At 43.8% G+C, this 18,481-nt stretch carries 18 protein-coding genes and 3 tRNA genes; 4 read left to right on the top strand and 17 right to left on the bottom strand.

Annotated elements, in window-relative coordinates; translation table 11 throughout:
* Positions 1-30 precede the first annotated feature (30 nt).
* Together zapD and yacG are read left to right on the top strand one after the other, a co-directional pair.
* A complete protein-coding gene (gene zapD / locus HGG78_RS00105; protein WP_172531753.1) occupies positions 31-771 on the top strand; it encodes a cell division protein ZapD in 741 nt (246 codons plus the stop codon).
* A 91-nt stretch (positions 772-862) separates the two neighbouring features.
* Complete coding sequence (gene yacG, locus HGG78_RS00100) at positions 863-1,060, top strand: DNA gyrase inhibitor YacG (protein WP_053311339.1); 198 nt, start codon at positions 863-865, stop codon at positions 1,058-1,060.
* A 98-nt stretch (positions 1,061-1,158) separates the two neighbouring features.
* Here yacG and rplS read toward each other — a convergent pair whose 3' ends face one another.
* From rplS to ffh, 5 genes are all read right to left on the bottom strand, one after another.
* Positions 1,159-1,512 (bottom strand): 50S ribosomal protein L19, encoded by a 354-nt coding sequence (gene rplS / locus HGG78_RS00095; RefSeq protein WP_053311340.1) that lies wholly within the window; start codon positions 1,510-1,512, stop codon positions 1,159-1,161.
* A 41-nt stretch (positions 1,513-1,553) separates the two neighbouring features.
* Entirely contained in the window at positions 1,554-2,297 is a 744-nt protein-coding gene (trmD, locus tag HGG78_RS00090; protein ID WP_053311341.1) for a tRNA (guanosine(37)-N1)-methyltransferase TrmD, read from the bottom strand.
* A gap of 27 nt (positions 2,298-2,324) precedes the next feature.
* Positions 2,325-2,879 (bottom strand): ribosome maturation factor RimM, encoded by a 555-nt coding sequence (gene rimM / locus HGG78_RS00085; RefSeq protein ID WP_053311342.1) that lies wholly within the window; start codon positions 2,877-2,879, stop codon positions 2,325-2,327.
* A 29-nt stretch (positions 2,880-2,908) separates the two neighbouring features.
* Positions 2,909-3,157 carry a 30S ribosomal protein S16 gene (rpsP, locus tag HGG78_RS00080; protein WP_053311343.1) on the bottom strand — a complete coding sequence of 83 codons (249 nt, stop codon included), beginning with the start codon at positions 3,155-3,157 and terminating at the stop codon, positions 2,909-2,911.
* Positions 3,158-3,370: 213 nt separating this feature from the next.
* Complete coding sequence (ffh, locus tag HGG78_RS00075) at positions 3,371-4,753, bottom strand: signal recognition particle protein (protein WP_053311344.1); 1,383 nt, start codon at positions 4,751-4,753, stop codon at positions 3,371-3,373.
* A gap of 300 nt (positions 4,754-5,053) precedes the next feature.
* Between ffh and HGG78_RS00070 the strand changes: the two genes are divergently transcribed.
* Together HGG78_RS00070 and HGG78_RS00065 are read left to right on the top strand one after the other, a co-directional pair.
* Entirely contained in the window at positions 5,054-5,848 is a 795-nt protein-coding gene (locus tag HGG78_RS00070) for a cytochrome C assembly family protein (protein WP_172531752.1), read from the top strand.
* 91 nt (positions 5,849-5,939) lie between these two features.
* Positions 5,940-7,211 carry an HlyC/CorC family transporter gene (locus HGG78_RS00065; RefSeq protein WP_172531751.1) on the top strand — a complete coding sequence of 424 codons (1,272 nt, stop codon included), beginning with the start codon at positions 5,940-5,942 and terminating at the stop codon, positions 7,209-7,211.
* A gap of 77 nt (positions 7,212-7,288) precedes the next feature.
* Here HGG78_RS00065 and luxS read toward each other — a convergent pair whose 3' ends face one another.
* The 12 genes from luxS to HGG78_RS00005 all read right to left on the bottom strand — a co-directional run bounded on the left by luxS (position 7,289) and on the right by HGG78_RS00005 (position 18,431).
* A complete protein-coding gene (gene luxS, locus HGG78_RS00060) occupies positions 7,289-7,807 on the bottom strand; it encodes an S-ribosylhomocysteine lyase (protein ID WP_053311347.1) in 519 nt (172 codons plus the stop codon).
* Positions 7,808-7,824: 17 nt separating this feature from the next.
* The gene (locus HGG78_RS00055) at positions 7,825-8,430 is read right to left on the bottom strand and encodes a transglycosylase SLT domain-containing protein (protein WP_172531750.1); all 606 of its coding nucleotides are present in this window, start codon (positions 8,428-8,430) and stop codon (positions 7,825-7,827) included.
* 1 nt (position 8,431) lies between these two features.
* Positions 8,432-9,997 (bottom strand): glutamate--cysteine ligase, encoded by a 1,566-nt coding sequence (gene gshA, locus HGG78_RS00050; protein ID WP_172531749.1) that lies wholly within the window; start codon positions 9,995-9,997, stop codon positions 8,432-8,434.
* A 106-nt stretch (positions 9,998-10,103) separates the two neighbouring features.
* Positions 10,104-12,959, bottom strand: a complete 2,856-nt coding sequence (locus HGG78_RS00045; RefSeq protein WP_172531748.1) for a M16 family metallopeptidase — start codon at positions 12,957-12,959, stop codon at positions 10,104-10,106.
* Positions 12,960-12,968: 9 nt separating this feature from the next.
* Positions 12,969-13,430, bottom strand: a complete 462-nt coding sequence (locus tag HGG78_RS00040; protein ID WP_053311351.1) for a YqaA family protein — start codon at positions 13,428-13,430, stop codon at positions 12,969-12,971.
* Complete coding sequence (locus tag HGG78_RS00035) at positions 13,424-14,374, bottom strand: NADP-dependent oxidoreductase (RefSeq protein ID WP_172531747.1); 951 nt, start codon at positions 14,372-14,374, stop codon at positions 13,424-13,426. The genes HGG78_RS00040 and HGG78_RS00035 overlap by 7 nt, the downstream gene beginning before the upstream one ends.
* A gap of 116 nt (positions 14,375-14,490) precedes the next feature.
* The gene (locus tag HGG78_RS00030) at positions 14,491-15,621 is read right to left on the bottom strand and encodes a sodium ion-translocating decarboxylase subunit beta (RefSeq protein WP_053311353.1); all 1,131 of its coding nucleotides are present in this window, start codon (positions 15,619-15,621) and stop codon (positions 14,491-14,493) included.
* Positions 15,622-15,630: 9 nt separating this feature from the next.
* Positions 15,631-17,415 carry a sodium-extruding oxaloacetate decarboxylase subunit alpha gene (gene oadA / locus HGG78_RS00025; protein WP_053311354.1) on the bottom strand — a complete coding sequence of 595 codons (1,785 nt, stop codon included), beginning with the start codon at positions 17,413-17,415 and terminating at the stop codon, positions 15,631-15,633.
* 30 nt (positions 17,416-17,445) lie between these two features.
* On the bottom strand, positions 17,446-17,703 hold the full coding sequence (locus HGG78_RS00020; protein ID WP_168523337.1) for an oxaloacetate decarboxylase subunit gamma: 258 nt from the start codon (positions 17,701-17,703) through the stop codon (positions 17,446-17,448).
* 369 nt (positions 17,704-18,072) lie between these two features.
* A tRNA-Arg gene (locus HGG78_RS00015) sits at positions 18,073-18,149 on the bottom strand.
* Between the two features lie 65 nt (positions 18,150-18,214).
* Positions 18,215-18,291 (bottom strand) — tRNA-Arg (locus HGG78_RS00010).
* A 63-nt stretch (positions 18,292-18,354) separates the two neighbouring features.
* Positions 18,355-18,431: transfer RNA gene (locus HGG78_RS00005), tRNA-Arg, on the bottom strand.
* Between the last annotated feature and the right edge of the window lie 50 nt (positions 18,432-18,481).

Below are 18,481 nucleotides of genomic sequence, written 5' to 3'. Positions count from 1 at the left end.
ATAACTAAGACCGAACGTAAGGCTAGCTAGATGACCACGCATAAGTTTGAACATCCACTCAACGAAAAAACTCGTATCTATTTAAGAGTCGAAGCACTGCTTAATCAGCTCACGCATTCGGCTCAATTTCGTGATGGTATTCAACACCAATTGTTCTTTCGTTCTTTGTTTGATCTTCTGGAAATATTTGAGCAGATCCAACTAAAGAGTGAACTCGCTAAAGATATCGAAAAACAGCGCCTAGTTTATCGAAGTTGGTTGAATGTCGATGGCGTTGATCAAGCCATGCTGCTATCACTGCTAGAAGATGTTGATGACGTTCATCGAAATTTGATGGCTGCAGAACGTTTTGGCCAATCTTTAAAAGAAGATCGTTTCCTAAGCACCATCCGTCAGCGCTTCAACTTACCCGGTGGTTCATGCTGTTTTGACTTACCAGCTCTACACTACTGGCTACATATTCCATTGGAAAAGAAAACACAGGACGCGCACCAATGGATGGAGACATTGCGACCGTTATCTAAGGCGCTGCAACTTTGGCTCAGGCTAACGCGTGAAACAGGGCATTTTAAAACTCGCTTAGCAAGCTCTGGCTTTTACCAAAGTGATGCTGAAGACGCTAATATCTTACGCTTATCGATCCCTCTTGATTATGGTGTCTACCCAATGATATCCGGCCATAAAAATCGATTTGCGATTAAGTTTATTGACTTTCAATCTGGGCAAGCAAGTAGCCGTGATGTTGAATTTGATCTCGCCGTTTGTTGCTAAACCATTTACTAACCAATTCTCTCTTTGCCCTTACTTTCGATGCCGTTAAATAATACACTTACGCTCATCAATTCGTTAAGCGCAGTATGTTATGACCAAGAAAATCACTATCGTTAAATGCCCACAATGTAAAACTGATGTGGAATGGGGGGAACAGAGCCCCTATCGACCTTTTTGCTCAAAACAGTGTCAGATGATCGACTTTGGCGAATGGGCTGATGAAGAGAAATCGATTGCCGGCGCCCCTGACATGTCAGACAGCGATGGTTGGTCAGAAGATCAATATTGACCACTTCATCTAAATTTAACGTGTACTGAACTAATTAAACCGATAAAAAAACGGAGCCAAATGGCTCCGTTTTCTCTATGAGAACGCTAGTAATAGCATTACTTCTTAGTAAGTTTCTCTTTGATACGAGCTGACTTACCAGAACGCTCACGTAGGTAGTACAGTTTGGCACGACGTACTGCACCGCGGCGTTTAACTTCAATGCTATCAACCACTGGAGAGTGAGTTTGGAACGTACGCTCAACACCTTCACCGTTAGAGATCTTACGAACAGTGAATGCAGAGTGTAGACCACGGTTACGGATTGCGATTACAACGCCTTCGAAAGCCTGTAGACGCTCACGGTCACCTTCTTTTACCTTAACTTGAACCACAACAGTGTCACCTGGTGCGAATTTAGGTAGGTCTTGCTTCATTTGCTCTTCTTCAAGAGCCTTGATGATGTTACTCATTTTAAAAATTCCTAGAATAAACTGATACTAAATTAAATAGGTTACTGAGTCTGAGCTTCTTTAATGTACTCAACCAGTAATTGTTCCTGTTCGTCAGTCAGAGCTAGGTTTTCCAGGAGCTCTGGCCTTCTATGCCAAGTTCGGCCCAACGACTGCTTAAGTCGCCAGCGACGAATATCCTTATGATTACCGGATTTCAGTACCGCTGGTACTTCTATTCCATCTAATACTTCAGGACGCGTGTAGTGTGGACAATCTAACAGACCATTCGCAAAAGAGTCTTCTTCTGCGGACGCGAAATCTCCTAGTACCCCCGGAACAAACCGAGAAACGGAATCAATCAACGTCATGGCTGGCAGTTCACCACCTGTCATAACAAAATCCCCAATTGACCATTCTTCGTCAACTTCAGATTGGATGACACGCTCATCTATCCCTTCGTAACGGCCACAAATAAGAACTAAGTTCTGATTAGTTGCCAGTTCCTCTACTCCTTGTTGGTCGAGCTTTCGACCTTGAGGAGAAAGATAAATGACTTTCGTCTTTCCCGGTGCGGCTTGTTTTGCTGCATGAATGGCATCGCGCAAAGGCTGAACCATCATGAGCATTCCAGGACCACCACCGTAAGGTCTATCATCGACAGTGCGATGCTTGTCATGAGTGAAATCACGAGGATTCCAAGTCTCAATAGACAGTAAACCTTTTTTAACCGCTTGACCTGTTACTCCAAAATCAGTAACAGAACGGAACATTTCAGGAAATAGGCTAATTACGCCAACCCACATGTGTTCTCTCGCTCTGAAATTTTAGAGTTAGAATGCCGGATCCCAGTCAACTTCGATCCGTTGAGCTTCGCGATCAACTTTCTTGATCACTTGCTCTTCAAGGTACGGTATCAACCGTTCCTTTTGGCCAAAAGCATCTTTTAGATTCGCTTTCACAACCAAAACATCGTTGGAGCCAGTTTCTAATAGGTCAGTGACCTCACCAAGGTTATAGCCCTTAGTGGTAATAACTTGCATACCAAACAATTCACGCCAGTAGAACTCATCTTCTGACAATTCAGGTAATGATGCGGGATCAACAGCAATTTCAAAGTTGGTGAGTAGATGTGCGTTTTCGCGAACATCTAAACCTTCAAGCTTTACCACCATACTCTTGTTATGGCGCTTCCAGCTTTCTACTTTGTACTCGACCCACTGCCCTTTTTGGTTAATAAACCACGGGCTGTAATCAAAAATGCTTTCAGCTTCGTCTGTGTAGGAAAAAACTTTGAGCCAGCCACGAATGCCATAGGTAGCACCAAACTTGCCCATAACAATCTTTTCGTTTTCTTTGCTCATTGTTTCTTTACCTTTCATCGACATAAGCTAATTTTCTTCTATAAAAGTAAGAATTAAGCCGCTTTTTGAGCGTCTTTTACTAGCTTAGCTACGCGATCAGATACAGATGCGCCTTGGCTAACCCAGTGGTTAACGCGCTCTAGATCTACACGTAGACCTTCTTCTTGACCAGTAGCAGTAGGGTTAAAGAAACCTACTTTCTCGATGAAACGGCCAGTTGCAGCGTTACGGCTATCCGCAACTACGATTTGATAAAATGGACGCTTTTTAGCGCCGTGACGTGCCAAACGAATGGTTACCATGTCGTCCTCTTTGCTTTCTCAATAATAAAATTAACCCCAATAACTATTCACGAAAAACAGTCTGGGGTCTCGTGCCAAAATAAAGCCTCGGAATTTTACTCTTATTCCGAGGCTTTGCAAGGGGTTTAGCTATTTTTTCACCAGCAGAAGCGTTTAGGTTTTGCAGTGATTCATATCACGCTTTAGAAATTTTAAGCGTAGCAGTTAGTTAGATTAGCGACCGAAGAAGCCGCCTCCGCCCATACCACCCATTCCGCCCATCATACCTTGCATGTTGCGCATCATGCCTTTCATGCCACCCTTTTGCATTTTCTTCATCATTTTCTGCATTTGAGTGAACTGTTTTAGCAAGCGATTGACATCTTGTACCTGCGTACCAGAACCCGCTGCAATCCGTTTCTTGCGCGAACCTTTGATCATGTCTGGATGTTGGCGCTCTTTCATCGTCATTGAGTTAATGATTGCTTCCATCTGTTTGAAAGCTTTGTCATCGACGTTATCTTTTACATTAGCAGGAAGATTAGCCATGCCAGGAAGTTTATCGAGCATGCCCATCATGCCGCCCATGTTTTGCATTTGACCAAGCTGTTCACGAAAGTCTTCTAAATCAAAACCTTTTTTCTCTTTGAATTTCTTCGCAAGCTTCTCTGCTTTTTCATGATCGACATTGCGCTGCAAATCTTCAATCAGAGAAAGGACATCCCCCATCCCCAAAATGCGTGATGCAATACGGTCAGGGTGGAAAGGTTCAAGTGCATCGGTTTTCTCACCGACACCCAAGAATTTAATCGGTTTACCAGTAATATGACGAACAGAAAGCGCTGCACCACCACGGGCGTCACCATCGACTTTAGTAAGAATCACACCGGTTAATGGTAGAGCATCACCAAACGCTTTCGCGGTATTGGCAGCATCTTGACCTGTCATGGCGTCAACGACAAACAGTGTTTCTACTGGGGTAATAGCAGCATGAAGCTCTTTGATCTCCCCCATCATCTGTTCATCAATCGCCAAGCGACCTGCGGTATCGACGATCAGTACATCAAAAAACTGTTTCTTAGCATGATCAATAGCGGCATTAGCAATATCAATTGGCTTTTGATCAGCAGATGAAGGGAAGAAATCAACACCGAGTTCAGAGGCTAAGGTTTCTAACTGTTTAATCGCAGCAGGGCGATAAACGTCAGCAGATACAACCAGTACTTTCTTCTTGTCTCGCTCTTTTAATAATTTAGAGAGCTTCGCAACGCTGGTTGTTTTACCTGCACCTTGTAAACCCGCCATCAAAATAACAGCTGGTGGCTGAGCCGCTAGGTTGAGAGCTTCATTCGATTCTCCCATCACAGCTTCAAGTTCAGCTTGAACAATCTTTATGAATTCTTGGCCTGGTGTGAGTGACTTTGATACTTCAACACCAACCGCACCTTCTTTAACGCGCGCCACGAAATCGCGCACAACTGGTAGTGCAACGTCAGCTTCAAGCAACGCCATGCGTACTTCGCGCAACGTTTCTTTAATATTGTCTTCTGTTAGACGGCCTTTACCGCTGATGTTTTTCAGCGATTTGGATAGTCGATCCGTTAAATTCTCAAACATCTTTGTCTCTTCGCTAATTCGGCGATTAATGAATGTGAGTATACCTTAGCCAATCTAATAGTCATACCCATTGAAGTCTCGTGATGAGTGACTTGAATACCTAATATTCAATATTGGGGGGTGGAAATTGACTTTTCAATGAGCGCAAAACCATAGAGGCGAAAACCTGCACACTGCAATATCCATAAGGCTGTAATATAAAATGGGATAGCGATATAACAAATCAATCAAGATCCGTCATAGCCCATTATCGTGATGCAAGGTATAATTCATTAATTCAGAAACCATTTTGTGAGATGTATGGAAAACTTAATCGCAATAGTTGCCGCTATTTTGTATTTTTTATCCATCGCGACCATTGTTCCTGGTTTGGTAAATCAAACCGGTATTAGAACAAAAAGCGTGCTACTTACTGCCGTATGTGCGCTTGCTTTTCATGCATGGTTATTAAGTGACTTAATACTAGATACCAGTGGGCAAAACTTAAGTATGCTCAATGTGGCATCATTGATTAGCTTTATCATCTCTTTAGTGATGAGCGCTGCTATGCTCAAAACTCGCTTATGGTTTTTACTGCCAGTGGTTTATAGCTTTGCTGCCATAAATTTAAGTGCGGCTGCATTTTTACCGAGTACTTTCATCACACATTTGGAACACAACCCAAAATTGTTGGTGCATATTTCACTGGCTCTATTTTCTTATTCAACGCTTTCTATCGGTGCACTATATGCAGTGCAACTCGCTTGGCTTGATTACAAACTGAAGAAAAAGAAAATGCTGACCATCAACCCTAACTTACCACCACTGTTAATGGTCGAACGGCAGCTGTTTAAAATCATCTTAATCGGTAATGTCTTACTAACCGGGACCTTAATTACCGGATTTGGCTTTGTGCAAGACATGTTCGCACAAGGTAAAGCTCACAAAGGTATTTTATCTTTCATCGCTTGGATTGTTTATTCGGTCTTACTTTGGGGGCATTACCATAAAGGCTGGCGTGGCAGAAAAGTCACTTGGTTTGCGGTTGCAGGAGCAACCCTACTAACACTGGCTTATTTTGGCAGCCGTTTTGTAAGAGAGATAATTTTAAACTAATGAATTTATACTTATGGTATAAATTGTTAATTGACACCAAGACCCTATTCGGTCATTAATTAAACACACTCTAATAAGGAAACTATACGTTTTGGACGACATTTCAACGGGTATCTTGTTTGCACTACTCGCGGGTCTCATCGTAATTTCGGGTTATTTTTCAGGTTCAGAAACAGGCATGATGTCCTTGAACCGCTACCGCTTAAAGCACCTAGCCAATACAGGCCATAAAGGAGCAAAGCGTGTAGAAAAGCTCCTTAATCGTCCAGATCGCCTTATCGGTTTAATCCTTATCGGTAACAACCTGGTTAATATTTTAGCATCAGCAATTGCCACAATCATCGGTATGCGATTGTATGGCGACTTAGGTGTCGCGATTGCCACCGGTGCTTTGACATTAGTTGTGCTGGTTTTTGCCGAAGTCACACCCAAAACTTTGGCTGCGCTTTATCCTGAACGCGTCTCTTATGCTAGCAGCATCCTACTAACGATTTTGATGAAAGTACTCTCACCGTTAGTGATGTTTATAAATTTTATCACCAATGGCTTTATTCGCTTACTAGGCGTAAAAGCAACACACGGTGGTGATGATCACCTCAGCTCTGAAGAATTACGCACGGTGGTAAATGAAGCGGGTGGGCTTATTCCTCGTCGCCACCAAGATATGCTGCTGTCTATCCTTGATTTAGAGCACGTCACCGTCAATGACATTATGGTACCTCGTAATGAAATTACCGGTATTAACATTAACGATGACTGGAAGTCGATTATTCGTCAGCTTACTCACTCACCGCATGGACGTGTCGTATTGTACCGTGACAATATCGACCAAGTTGTCGGTATTCTACGCCTGCGCGATGCGTCCCGAATCATGATGGAAAAGAACGAATTTACGAAAGAGATGATTCTGCGCGCCGCCGATGAAGTCTATTTTATTCCAGAATCAACCCCACTTAATGTTCAGCTCCTTAAGTTCCAACGTAATAAAGAGCGCATTGGTTTGATTGTTGATGAATATGGCGATATTAATGGCCTCATCACTTTGGAAGATATTCTTGAAGAGATCGTTGGTGAATTTACTACCTCGATGGCACCGAGCCTTGCCGATGAAATTACACCACAAAGCGATGGCAGTTTCTTAATAGAAGGCAGTGCTAATATCCGTGATATCAACAAAGGCTTAAAGTGGAAACTGCCAACCGATGGTCCAAGAACGCTCAATGGCTTAATCTTGGAACACCTACAAGATATCCCTAGCAGCCATCTTAGCGTCCGAGTATCCGGTCATGCCATGGAGATATTGGATGTCGAAGAAAACCGCATTAAACAAGTCAAAGTATTCCCACGTAAAGCCAAAAAATAATAGAAATCACTGGTCAATAGAAAAAGGGCTTAGTCTGCGACTAAGCCCTTTTTTACATGCTCAAAAAACCAAGCAAATTAATCGACTTTAAGTTCTTTTAGCATTGATTCGGGCAATGCTAACTCATCATTTTTATTCACTGAAATACCAGCAGCAATAATTGCGTTAGCAATTTCTTTCGCTTCAATCAATGAGTGCATTGATGCGGTACCACATTGATATTCGTTGAGTTCTGGTATTTTGTCTTGGCTTTCGACTTTAAGTACATCTTGCATCGCTGCCAACCACGCTTGCGCAACCTGTGCTTCTGTTGGCGTACCAATCAAGCTCATGTAAAAACCAGTACGGCAGCCCATCGGTGAAATATCGATAATCTCAACATCGCGACCATTCAAATGCGCACGCATGAAACCTGCGTATAGGTGCTCTAAAGTATGAATACCTTTCTCTGAAAGAATATCCTTATTCGGTGCCGTAAAACGAAGATCAAACACGGTGATCGTATCCCCTTTAGGGGTTTGCATGGTTTTCGCCACGCGTACAGCCGGTGCATTCATTCGTGTATGATCAACGGTAAAACTATCGAGTAGTGGCATTTCCTTCTCCTTGCTGATTAAAAAAACCAGCTTCTATTGTTTTCTAATTCCTGGCGGCATTGTTTCAACTGCCATCCGTAATCTTTTGCTTGCTGTTCAACTTTTCGCGCAACTTTTATCAGTGACGGCTTGGCTTGATAGCTCTTGCGTTTATAGCCACCACGCCCTTCATGATAAGCCAAATATTGGTTATATGGATCCCATTTGGAAATCCCTAGCGTGCGCTGGGTTTCAGTCGTGTACCAACCAATAAACATCAATGAATCATCAAAATTAGTCCGAGAACCACCATTGTTTGTCGCTTTTTGAAAATCCTCCCATGCTGGATCTTGAGCCTGAGCATAGCCGTAGGCACTGCTGACTCTTCCCCATGGAATAAAACCTAATAGATAATCTTTAGGTGGTCGAGCATTATGGCGAAAGCTACTCTCTTGCTTCACAATCGCCATCGCAACATTAATGGGGGTTCCCCATTTCTCTTGCATATCGAGCGCATCTTCATACCATTTCGGTTTTTCACGAAAGATATCGCACAAATTATGTTGCTGCTGAGGTGGAGCACTGGCACAGCCTGCAAGCAAAGTGGCACTCCCGACGACGACGCAAACAAGTCCTTTTTTCATATTACTTTAGATATGAAAAGTAACTTTCAAGAAAGTCATCAAAGCTTTGAGTGTCACTTTGCTCAACGTTTTGCTGCGCTGCACGCGACCCTTTAACTTCTTGTTCCATTATCGCTTCAGAATAAATGCGATAGTCATGGTTTAAGTTGGCTTGGCGATACTCATTGCCCAATGCCGCACCTACCTTACCAAGACCACCAAACTGCTTTGTTTGCTCAAGAAGTTGCGCTGAAAATGTCAAAGACGGATCATCAATCCACGTTCTCAACTTAGCACATACATCTTGGTATGCCGTTCCATTCTGTGCCGAATCCATCAGCTCTGCGATCTTCACGAGATCATCAAACACGCGATGTGCCCATGCTTGTAATGTCAGTTTTTCACCACGGCAACCAATTTGTAATTCCAAGCCTGGTTTACGCCCTTCTAAAATGACTTTATTCCAATTGTCTCTCCAGCAGGCAAGCTCACAATTATCCATAGGATCTGAATCGGATAATGCCGTCCACGTAAGGAAAAGATCTAAGAAACGAACTTGATCTTCCGTAATACCTATTGGGCTGAATGGATTTACATCTAACGAGCGAACTTCAATATATTCAACACCACCTCGCGCTAACGCTTCCGATGGTTTCTCGCCACTCTTCGCCACTCGCTTCGGACGAATAGGCGCATACAGTTCGTTTTCAATCTGCAATACATTGCTGTTTAATTGACGATATTCAGAACCGACTTTCACGCCCAGTTTCGCAAACTCGCTAGAAGGTGTTCGAATCGCTTGGTTAAGACCTTCTAGATATTGCTCAAGGCTATTAAAACCAATTTTCAAACCACTTTGTGCACTGTTGGTATAGCCAAGGTCACTCAAACGTAGTGAGGTCGAATAAGGGAGATATAGGGTTTTACCTATATTTTCAAAGGGTAGTTTGGTTTCACGATCGCGAATGAATGATGAACACAGTGCCGGTGAAGCACCGAAGAAATACGGGATCAACCAACCAAAACGATAGTAATTGCGGATAACACCAAAATAAGCGTCTGATTTCGTCGCTTCACGTTCTGATTCAGCTTGTTGTCCGTACAATGCATCCCAAAATGACTCTGGAAAAGAGAAATTAAAATGTACCCCTGAAATAATCTGCATCAAGCTACCGTAGCGACGTTTTAAGCCTTCACGATACAAGGTTTTCATCTTGCCTGAGTTAGATGAACCGTATTGTGCCAGTTGAATATCCTCTTCACTACCGACATAGCAAGGCATCGACAATGGCCATAGCTTTTCATCACCTAACTTAGTTTGAGTAAAGTGGTGAAGATCCGAAAGTTGAGCCAGTAATGTCGAAACATCATTCGAAACAGGGGTAATAAATTCAAGCAACGACTCTGCAAAATCTGTGGTAATCCAACGGTTAGTTAATGCAGAACCGAGAGATTCAGGATGAGGAGTCAGAGCGATGGATCCCTCCGGAGTGTAGCGCAACGTTTCACGTTCAACGCCTCGGCCAAACTGCTTAAACACTTCAGGGTTCTTGGTGACTTGTTCAAGTCGTGCGGCAAAATTAGTCAAAATAATGATTCGCTTATATGTGTAATGATCCGAATGGAAGTGGCTCTAACTCATGGAGAGATTAGAATGGAGGCAAATAAAAATCTGCCTCCTATTTATGTGTACTCTAACGGATGATTTCAAGCTCTTCCACGGGAATATCTAACTTTTCTAATTGAGGCTTTAGCATTTTCGCATCGCCAACCACAATTATTTGATAATCCGTCGGTGAGAACCATTTCGCTGCTAATTGATTGAGCGTTGATTTTTTAACGCTTTCGACCAACTCGTTACGCTGTTGTAAATAGTCATCATCTAAACTGTAGGTCAGTATACTGCTCAACAGTTGTGCTTTTTGGGCTGGTGTTTCATAAGTTAGTGCATCTTGTTGACCGACCGCAAGGCGCATAAATTTCATTTCTTGATCAGTTAATCCACTTTGACTGAATTTTTGCATCTCTTTTTGCATTTCAATAATCGACGCAATGGTTGCATTCGCTCTCACCTGAGCATTAAATACGATTAAACCCACCTCACGGTTACTGGCAAAATAGCCGCTAGCACCATAGGTATAGCCTTTATCTTCACGTAGGTTCTGGTTAATTCTGCTATTGAAGTTACCCGCTAAATTAAAGTTAGCAAGTTGACTAAGAAATAACTCATCCGTTGCATCAAAAGGTAAACCTTTACGAACAAAATGAACCACGCTTTGCGGAGAATCGGGCTTATCCACTAAATAGATTTTTTGTGTTTCAAGTGGAGTGACGATCTGAGGTCGAAGTAATGGTGACGCCTCACCACGCCATTGTTTAAAAAAGACAAGTTCATTAGCCACTTCTTGCTTGGTGATATCACCCACAACAACAATCTGCGCACCATGTGGTGTGTAATGCTTTGCGTAAAAGCGTTTAACATCCGCCAATGTCAGGTCAGATAAAGACTGCTGCGTACCTTCACTTGAGCGCGCAAAAATCGATTGACCAAATAGCACTTGGCGAGTGGCTTGTGACGCCAACCAACTTGGTTTTTGATGTTGATAAACCAAACCTTCAAGCATCTGTTTCTTTAGACGTTCAAAATCACTCTCTTTAAAAGCCGGATGGAATAATACTTCTTCAACCACATCCAATGTCGCTGGTACGTTTTTCTTCAAGCTCGAAATCACGATACTCGTTGAGTATTCATTCGCATTAACACTGATGGTTGAACCAAGTTGATCTAACTGAGCTTGAATGGTTTCCACCGACCGCTTAGTTGACCCTTCTTCTAATAGTGCTGCGGTTAAATTAGCTAATCCCTCTTTGCCACGAGCAACATGTCGCTCACCTGCCGGTAAGTTGATAGCAATCAACACCGTTGGTGTTTCACTAGTCTCCGTTCCAAGTAACTCGGTGCCATTGTCAAAATAGAGCTCATACAACGGTGGCATTTGTGCTTTCACGCCTTGCGCCACTTGCGGCATGATTGAACGATCAAAGTCATCCTCAACCTGACGATAATCAAGTTGGTCATCACTGATTTTCAGATGCTCAGGCAAGGTTCTATTCGGTGTCGTAAAATTCGCTTTTTGAACCGCTAAATCAATGCGATTTTTAGGCACAACACTCAAGGTTACTTTGGCTTTACTGGCTAGGAAATTCTGATAAGCCGCTTGCACAGATTGTGGTGATACTGCGTGGAGCTGGGCAAGTTGCTCTTCAATGCGGTCGGGCTGCCCATAGAAAGTTTCATTGGAAGCCAATTGCGTCACTTTACCAGCGACACTTTGCAGTGCAAACACCGCATTGGCTTCCGCCATACCGGTTATTTGATCTAAACGGCTTTGCTCGACACCCTGTTGATTAAATTTGTCGAGGCTTTGCATCAACTCTTGATATAAAGGAGCGAGTTGAGCTTTATCACCCGATGGAGCCATCGCATAAACATAAAATGTACACGCCAATTCGGCGCACTCTTGGAATGCTCCGGCATCCACCGCTTTTTGGCTCTTCACTAGATCTTGGTAAAGAACACTATTGGTACCACTGCCCAATACTTTCGCCAATGCATCTAATGAAGGCTGGCTGGAAGAGCCGCGATACTCGGTCGGCCAACCAACAACAACCATCGGTTGCTGAATGCGATCTTCTAAAGTAATGAAACGATCTTGCGACAAAGTTACCGGTTGTTTAGGCGCATTTTCTACATCTGGCCCCTTTGGAATTGAACCAAAGTATTTATTTATCCACGCTAATGTTTGGTCAACATCGATATCGCCACCGATGGTTAACACCGCGTTATTTGGCCCATACCAACGAAGGAAAAAGGCTTTAAGATCATTAACATCGACTCGATCAAGATCCTCGACATAACCTATGGTCTGCCATGAATATGGATGACCTTCAGGGTACATTGCCTCACCGATTTTTTCCCACATCAACCCATAAGGACGGTTGTCATAATTCTGCGCGCGTTCATTTTTTACCGTATCGCGCTGAATTTCAAACTTACGCTGCGAAACTGCATCAAGCAAAAAACCCATTCGATCGGACTCTAACCACAACATTTTCTCAAGTTGATTGGCAGGCACAGTTTCATAGTAATTCGTTCGGTCACGGTTGGTTGAGCCGTTTAAGGTTCCTCCAGCTTCGGTGATAATTCTGAAATGTTCTTGGTCACCGACATGCTCTGATCCTTGGAACATCATGTGCTCAAAGAAGTGCGCAAAACCCGACTTACCGACTTCTTCACGGGCAGAACCCACGTGATAAGTCACATCGACATGCACTAAAGGATCGGAATGATCTGGTGAGAGCACCACTGTTAAGCCATTATCGAGACGATATTTTGAGTAAGGGATCATCACCTTTCCAGGTTGCGCATCGACTTGCTCAACCAAAGTAACCCCTTCAGGTATTGATGAAAAAAAAGATACGGGTGCAGTCGTGGAAGTACAGCCATAAACGGCGATAAGAGAAAAGGCACCCAGCCAAATTTTTCTCATAACATCTCCTTAGAAAAAACCATAATAAATTGCGGTCAGCAGGGTATAACGAAGAGCCTTACCAATCAAAATCATCATCAGTGTGGGGAAAAATCGCATTCGTAACCAACCGGCAGCAAGACAAATAGGGTCACCAATAATAGGTAACCAACTGAGTAATAAAGCCCAATAACCGTGCTTATTCAGCCAAGCTAAAGCTTTATGACCATGTTTCTCGCTATCAGTTCGATTGGGTAGCCAAAATCCAAGCCAATAATTGGTTAAACCGCCTAAGGTATTTCCCAATGTCGCCACAGAAATAACCACAAAAGGAGAAAATTGATTGAGGCTTAGCGTCGCAATAAGGCCAGCCTCAGAACCACCGGGCAATAACGTGGCACTTAAAAAGCCACCAATGAACATGACCCAAAGCGCTGAGTCAGAAAACCATAGAGCAATCTGTTCAAACCATGAGTTAAAAAACTCTAGCATTGCATATCAAGTAGCACCTTGCCTCGTGTATGACCAGTCTCGATTTGTTGATGAGCCGCCACCGCCTCATCTAGTGGATAAATATGTTGAATTTCAGTTTTGAGTAGGCCGACACTAACCATATATAGCATAGTGTCTAGCTGCTCTGGATTAGGGTCAACGAGCATTCCAGTTGCTTCAAAACCCAATAATTTGGCTTTTTCACAAATCAACTCGGCGCTTAAAGTCGGCACCGTAACCACACGTGCTTCATCTTTTAAGCACTTCAGTGCATCCAAAGCGGCATCACCGCCGACTAAATCAATCAATACATCCACTTCCTCTAAACGCTGAGAAACTGGTGCAAAATTATAATTGATGGCATGGGCACCTAATGTCGCCAAATAATCAAGATTAGACTCGCTGCAAGTAGTATAAACTTCCGCTTTTGCAGCTAATGCAATCTGTACCGCGAGGTGACCAACCCCACCAGCACCGGCTAAGATAAGCACCCTATCGCCTTCTTTAACTTGAGCTTTATTTAAGGCTTGCGCCGCAGTCTGCCCAGCTAACGGCAACACCGCTGCGGCCTCTAAAGTAACAGCGTCAGGCACTAAACTCAGCTCTGTTTCCGCTACACAAATATATTGGCTATAACCACCACCACAGAGTGGAAAACCAACAAAGCCTGCAACATTATCCCCAACTTGAAAGCGTTGGCTTTGCTCACCTACTTGGATTATGCAACCAGCAATATCATACCCAGGAACCCAAGGCAGATTATCTTTATTTTGTGCGGCAGCCCAACCGAGGCCCGCCCGAGTTTTAACATCAATAGGATTGACACCTGAAAAGGCAACTTTAACCAGAACTTCTCCGGCTTTGGGGTGAGGCAGGTCATTGGTCTGAATAGCGAGAACATCAGGTCCACCAAACTCAGTAATTGCGATCTGTTTATTTTTCATTTCAAACTTCCCTATTGATAAAAAAAGGGATGCCTCAGCATCCCTTTGAATATATACCATTTTATTGTTTCTGGTTACTTTTTAGCTCGCAAAATAACCATCCACACTTTCAATAATTACCCCACAAGAGCAAGCAAAACGCCCGCAGCGACTGCCGAACCAAGCACTCCTGCTACGTTTGGTCCCATTGCATGCATTAGTAGGAAGTTTTGAGGATTAGCTTCAAGACCAACTTTATTGACGACTCGAGCGGCCATTGGCACAGCCGATACCCCAGCAGCACCAATTAATGGGTTAATATCCTCTTTAGAGTATCGATTCAATAGTTTAGCCATCAATACACCGCCTGCAGTACCAATACTGAATGCCGCCGCACCGAGTGCCAAAATTCCTAATGTCTCTAGGTTAAGAAATTTATCCGCTTGCAATTTGGATCCAACACCAAGCCCTAGGAAGATCGTTACAATGTTGATCAACTCGTTTTGCGCGGTTTTAGAAAGGCGATCAACCACGCCCGCCTCACGCATCAAGTTACCCAAACAGAACATCCCCACCAAAGGTGTCGCAGAAGGCAAAAAGAGAACTGTCATCATTAGTACGGCCATCGGAAAGAGAATTTTCTCTGCCTTTCCAACATGACGAAGCTGAGCCATCTTAATTTTACGCTCTTCTGGCGTCGTCAAAGCTTTCATTATTGGTGGCTGAATAATCGGCACTAACGCCATGTAGCTATACGCAGCAACCGCAATTGCACCTAATAGATCGGGAGACAATCGACTGGCCAAGAAGATAGCCGTTGGGCCATCTGCCCCACCGATAATAGCAATGGAGGAGGCGTCTGCCATGCTAAATTCCATCCCCGGAATGTAGTTCAGCATGATCGCCCCAAACAAGGTAGCAAAGATACCAAACTGAGCCGCCGCCCCTAACCATAAGGTTTTCGGGTTAGCAATTAATGCTCCGAAGTCTGTCATTGCGCCTACTCCCATAAATATGAGTAACGGGAAGACCCCGGTCTCAATACCTACGTGATAAACGTAATAAAGCAGCCCACCTGGCTCGGTAAAACCTGCATTAGGAATATTCGCTAATATTGCACCAAAACCAATCGGCAACAGTAACAAAGGCTCAAATCCCTTACGGATAGCCAAAAACAACAGCAAGCAACCGACGGCAATCATGCACAACTGGCCTAACTGAAAGTTAGCAATGCCCGTTTCAGACCATAAGATCAGTAGTCCTTCCATGGTACTCCCTTACGCTAAGCTTAGTAGTGGTGCGCCAACAGTGACTGCATCGCCTTCTTTAACATGAAGATCCTGCACCACACCACCACGAGCAGCGCGAATTTCAGTTTCCATCTTCATCGCTTCAAGAATAACCAATACATCTCCTTCAAGCACTTCAGAGCCCGCCTGCACATTAACCTTGAAAATATTACCCGCTAATGGAGAAGGTACGGCTTCTGCATCACTAGAAGGTGCAGCAGCTGGTGCTGTTTGCGGCTGCTGGTTTTGAGAAGGCGTCACTGAAGTTAACTGGCCTTGAGGACCGACTTCAACATCGTAGACTTGTCCATCCACTTTCACGCTGTAGGATTCAATACCACCACAAGCAGTAACAGCCGCAACCGGTGCTGGTTGAGCAGACTCTAATGTTGGCGCAGGTTCAAAAGCATCTGGGTTATGACGATTTTTCAGGAACTTCAGGCCCACTTGAGGAAACAGGGCATAAGTCAGCACATCATCCACTGTATCTTCAGCTAAAGAGATACCTTCCACTTTCGCTTTTTCTAGAAGTTCTGTGGTTAATAGATCCATTTCAGCATCAAGTAAGTCAGCAGGACGACAAGTGATAGGTGCAAGGTTACCAAGCACTTTTTCTTGCAGCGCTTTATTTACTTCTGCTGGCGTTGCGCCATATTCACCCTTTAGCACACCTGCTGTTTCTTTAGTGATACTTTTATAACGCTCGCCAGTGAGCACGTTGATAACCGCTTGAGTACCGACAATTTGAGAAGTCGGTGTAACCAATGGGATAAATCCTAAATCTTTACGTACGCGTGGAATTTCTTCCAACACCTCATCAAGGCGATCAGCAGCTCCTTGCTCTTTAAGTTGACCTTCCATGTTGGTTAGCATACCACCAGGAACCTGAGCGATAAGGATACGTGAGTCGACACCCTTTAATTGACCTTCCCACTTTGCGTATTTTTTACGTACTTCGCGGAAATAAGTTGCGATCGGTTCAAGTTGAGTCAAGCTAAGGCCGGTATCACGCTCAGTACCCTCTAGCATCGCTATCACGGTTTCTGTTGGGGTATGACCATAGGTTTGGCTCATTGAAGAGATAGCGGTGTCGAGAATATCAATGCCCGCTTCAACAGCTTTGACAGCCGTAGCCGCAGACAGGCCAGTTGTCGCATGGCTGTGCAACGCTAATGGCACATGACAAGAGGCTTTAATTCGAGTAATGAGTTCTTCTGCTTCATAAGGCTTAAGCAAACCAGACATATCTTTGATACACAAAGAATGGCAACCAAGGTCTTCCAAACGCTTAGCGAGATCAACCCAAGTATCAGCATTGTGAACAGGGCTCGTCGTGTAGGATAAGGTTCCTTGCGCATGAGCACCAACATCGATGGTTGCCTTAACCGCTTTCTCGAAGTTACGAACATCATTCATCGCATCAAAAATACGAAATACGTCCATACCATTGGCATGGGCACGTTCAACAAATTTCTCGACAACATCATCTGCATAGTGGCGGTAACCTAGCAGGTTTTGTCCGCGCAATAGCATTTGCATGGGTGTATTTGGCATCGCTTTTTTCAGTGCTCGTAAACGCTCCCATGGGTCCTCCCCAAGATAACGAATACAAGCATCAAATGTTGCGCCCCCCCAAGTCTCTAAAGACCAGTAACCAATTTTATCCAGCTCTGCCGCGATAGGCAGCATATCTTCGATACGCATACGAGTGGCAAATAGTGACTGATGCGCATCACGAAGGACCACATCGGTAATCGCTAGTGGTTTAGACATGCTCATTAACTCCTTTTAATACTTTAAAAACTATTTGGCTGAAGCTGAACGATACTGATGTACCGCAGCAGAAATCACCGCTACTACCTGAGGGCTAACAGCTGAAGGGTTTGATTGAACCTTTCGGTTCTGAGTAGGTGCTGCGACCGGCTGTGGTACTTCTTCTGGTACCAGTTTGGACATTAACCGAACGAGATAAACGAGAATTGTTAGGAAAATAAAGACAACAGCCATCCCCGTCACCATAAGGGTTGCTGCGTCAACTAACAGGCTTCCAATATTAGTCATGTTGCTTCCTTTCTGTGTCATCCTGACAACAATTGTCGAGGATTTCAGCAAATACGATCCTGACAAGCGGACTAGGATTATCTCGATTGGTTAATAATTGTCAATTTTGTTTAAGGAACTCTTGTAGATAACACACAAAAACGGTGAATAAAGCGTCACACAAACAACAAAACTCTAAATTATTCGCATTTTGGCAAGCATTTAACTAACCAATATGGCTACGTTAATCAAAAAAGGGGGCTAATACTGGGAGGAAGTTAAAACATTGCCAATTAATCAGGAAAAACAATCAGTTGTAAAAACCAAATTAACAAAATAGCAACATTTTTTAAACAAAAAAGCCCCGCATGATGCGAGGCTTTCAATTGATGGCGCGTCCTGGAGGATTCGAACCTCCGACCGCCTGGTTCGTAGCCAGGTACTCTATCCAGCTGAGCTAAGGACGCGCAAGGTTTCAACACTGAACAATTATAAATAACCTTCAATGTTAGGATCATTGACCCTTAATAAGTGGCGCGTCCTGGAGGATTCGAACCTCCGACCGCCTGGTTCGTAGCCAGGTACTCTATCCAGCTGAGCTAAGGACGCACAAGGTTTCAACACTGAATAATTATAAATAACCTTCAATGTTAGGATCATTGACCCTTAAAGTGGCGCGTCCTGGAGGATTCGAACCTCCGACCGCCTGGTTCGTAGCCAGGTACTCTATCCAGCTGAGCTAAGGACGCGCAAGGTTTCAACACTGAACAATTATAAATAACCTTCAATGTTAGGATCA

The organism is Vibrio aestuarianus, from assembly GCF_012395185.1.
GTDB lineage: Bacteria > Pseudomonadota > Gammaproteobacteria > Enterobacterales > Vibrionaceae > Vibrio > Vibrio aestuarianus.
This window is presented reverse-complemented; position numbering and strand designations above follow the sequence as displayed.

Bases quoted from the DNA above. Each gene is read 5' to 3' on its own strand.
- rpsP (WP_053311343.1), bottom strand. From the start codon at position 3,157: ATGGTAACCATTCGTTTGGCACGTCACGGCGCTAAAAAGCGTCCATTT.
- HGG78_RS00055 (WP_172531750.1), bottom strand. From the start codon at position 8,430: ATGAAAAAAGGACTTGTTTGCGTCGTCGTCGGGAGTGCCACTTTGCTT.
- rplS (WP_053311340.1), bottom strand. From the start codon at position 1,512: ATGAGTAACATCATCAAGGCTCTTGAAGAAGAGCAAATGAAGCAAGAC.
- yacG (WP_053311339.1), top strand. From the start codon at position 863: ATGACCAAGAAAATCACTATCGTTAAATGCCCACAATGTAAAACTGAT.
- HGG78_RS00045 (WP_172531748.1), bottom strand. From the start codon at position 12,959: ATGAGAAAAATTTGGCTGGGTGCCTTTTCTCTTATCGCCGTTTATGGC.
- HGG78_RS00070 (WP_172531752.1), top strand. From the start codon at position 5,054: ATGGAAAACTTAATCGCAATAGTTGCCGCTATTTTGTATTTTTTATCC.
- luxS (WP_053311347.1), bottom strand. From the start codon at position 7,807: ATGCCACTACTCGATAGTTTTACCGTTGATCATACACGAATGAATGCA.
- HGG78_RS00030 (WP_053311353.1), bottom strand. From the start codon at position 15,621: ATGGAAGGACTACTGATCTTATGGTCTGAAACGGGCATTGCTAACTTT.
- oadA (WP_053311354.1), bottom strand. From the start codon at position 17,415: ATGTCTAAACCACTAGCGATTACCGATGTGGTCCTTCGTGATGCGCAT.
- HGG78_RS00020 (WP_168523337.1), bottom strand. From the start codon at position 17,703: ATGACTAATATTGGAAGCCTGTTAGTTGACGCAGCAACCCTTATGGTG.
- HGG78_RS00040 (WP_053311351.1), bottom strand. From the start codon at position 13,430: ATGCTAGAGTTTTTTAACTCATGGTTTGAACAGATTGCTCTATGGTTT.
- trmD (WP_053311341.1), bottom strand. From the start codon at position 2,297: ATGTGGGTTGGCGTAATTAGCCTATTTCCTGAAATGTTCCGTTCTGTT.
- rimM (WP_053311342.1), bottom strand. From the start codon at position 2,879: ATGTCGATGAAAGGTAAAGAAACAATGAGCAAAGAAAACGAAAAGATT.
- HGG78_RS00035 (WP_172531747.1), bottom strand. From the start codon at position 14,374: ATGAAAAATAAACAGATCGCAATTACTGAGTTTGGTGGACCTGATGTT.
- zapD (WP_172531753.1), top strand. From the start codon at position 31: ATGACCACGCATAAGTTTGAACATCCACTCAACGAAAAAACTCGTATC.
- ffh (WP_053311344.1), bottom strand. From the start codon at position 4,753: ATGTTTGAGAATTTAACGGATCGACTATCCAAATCGCTGAAAAACATC.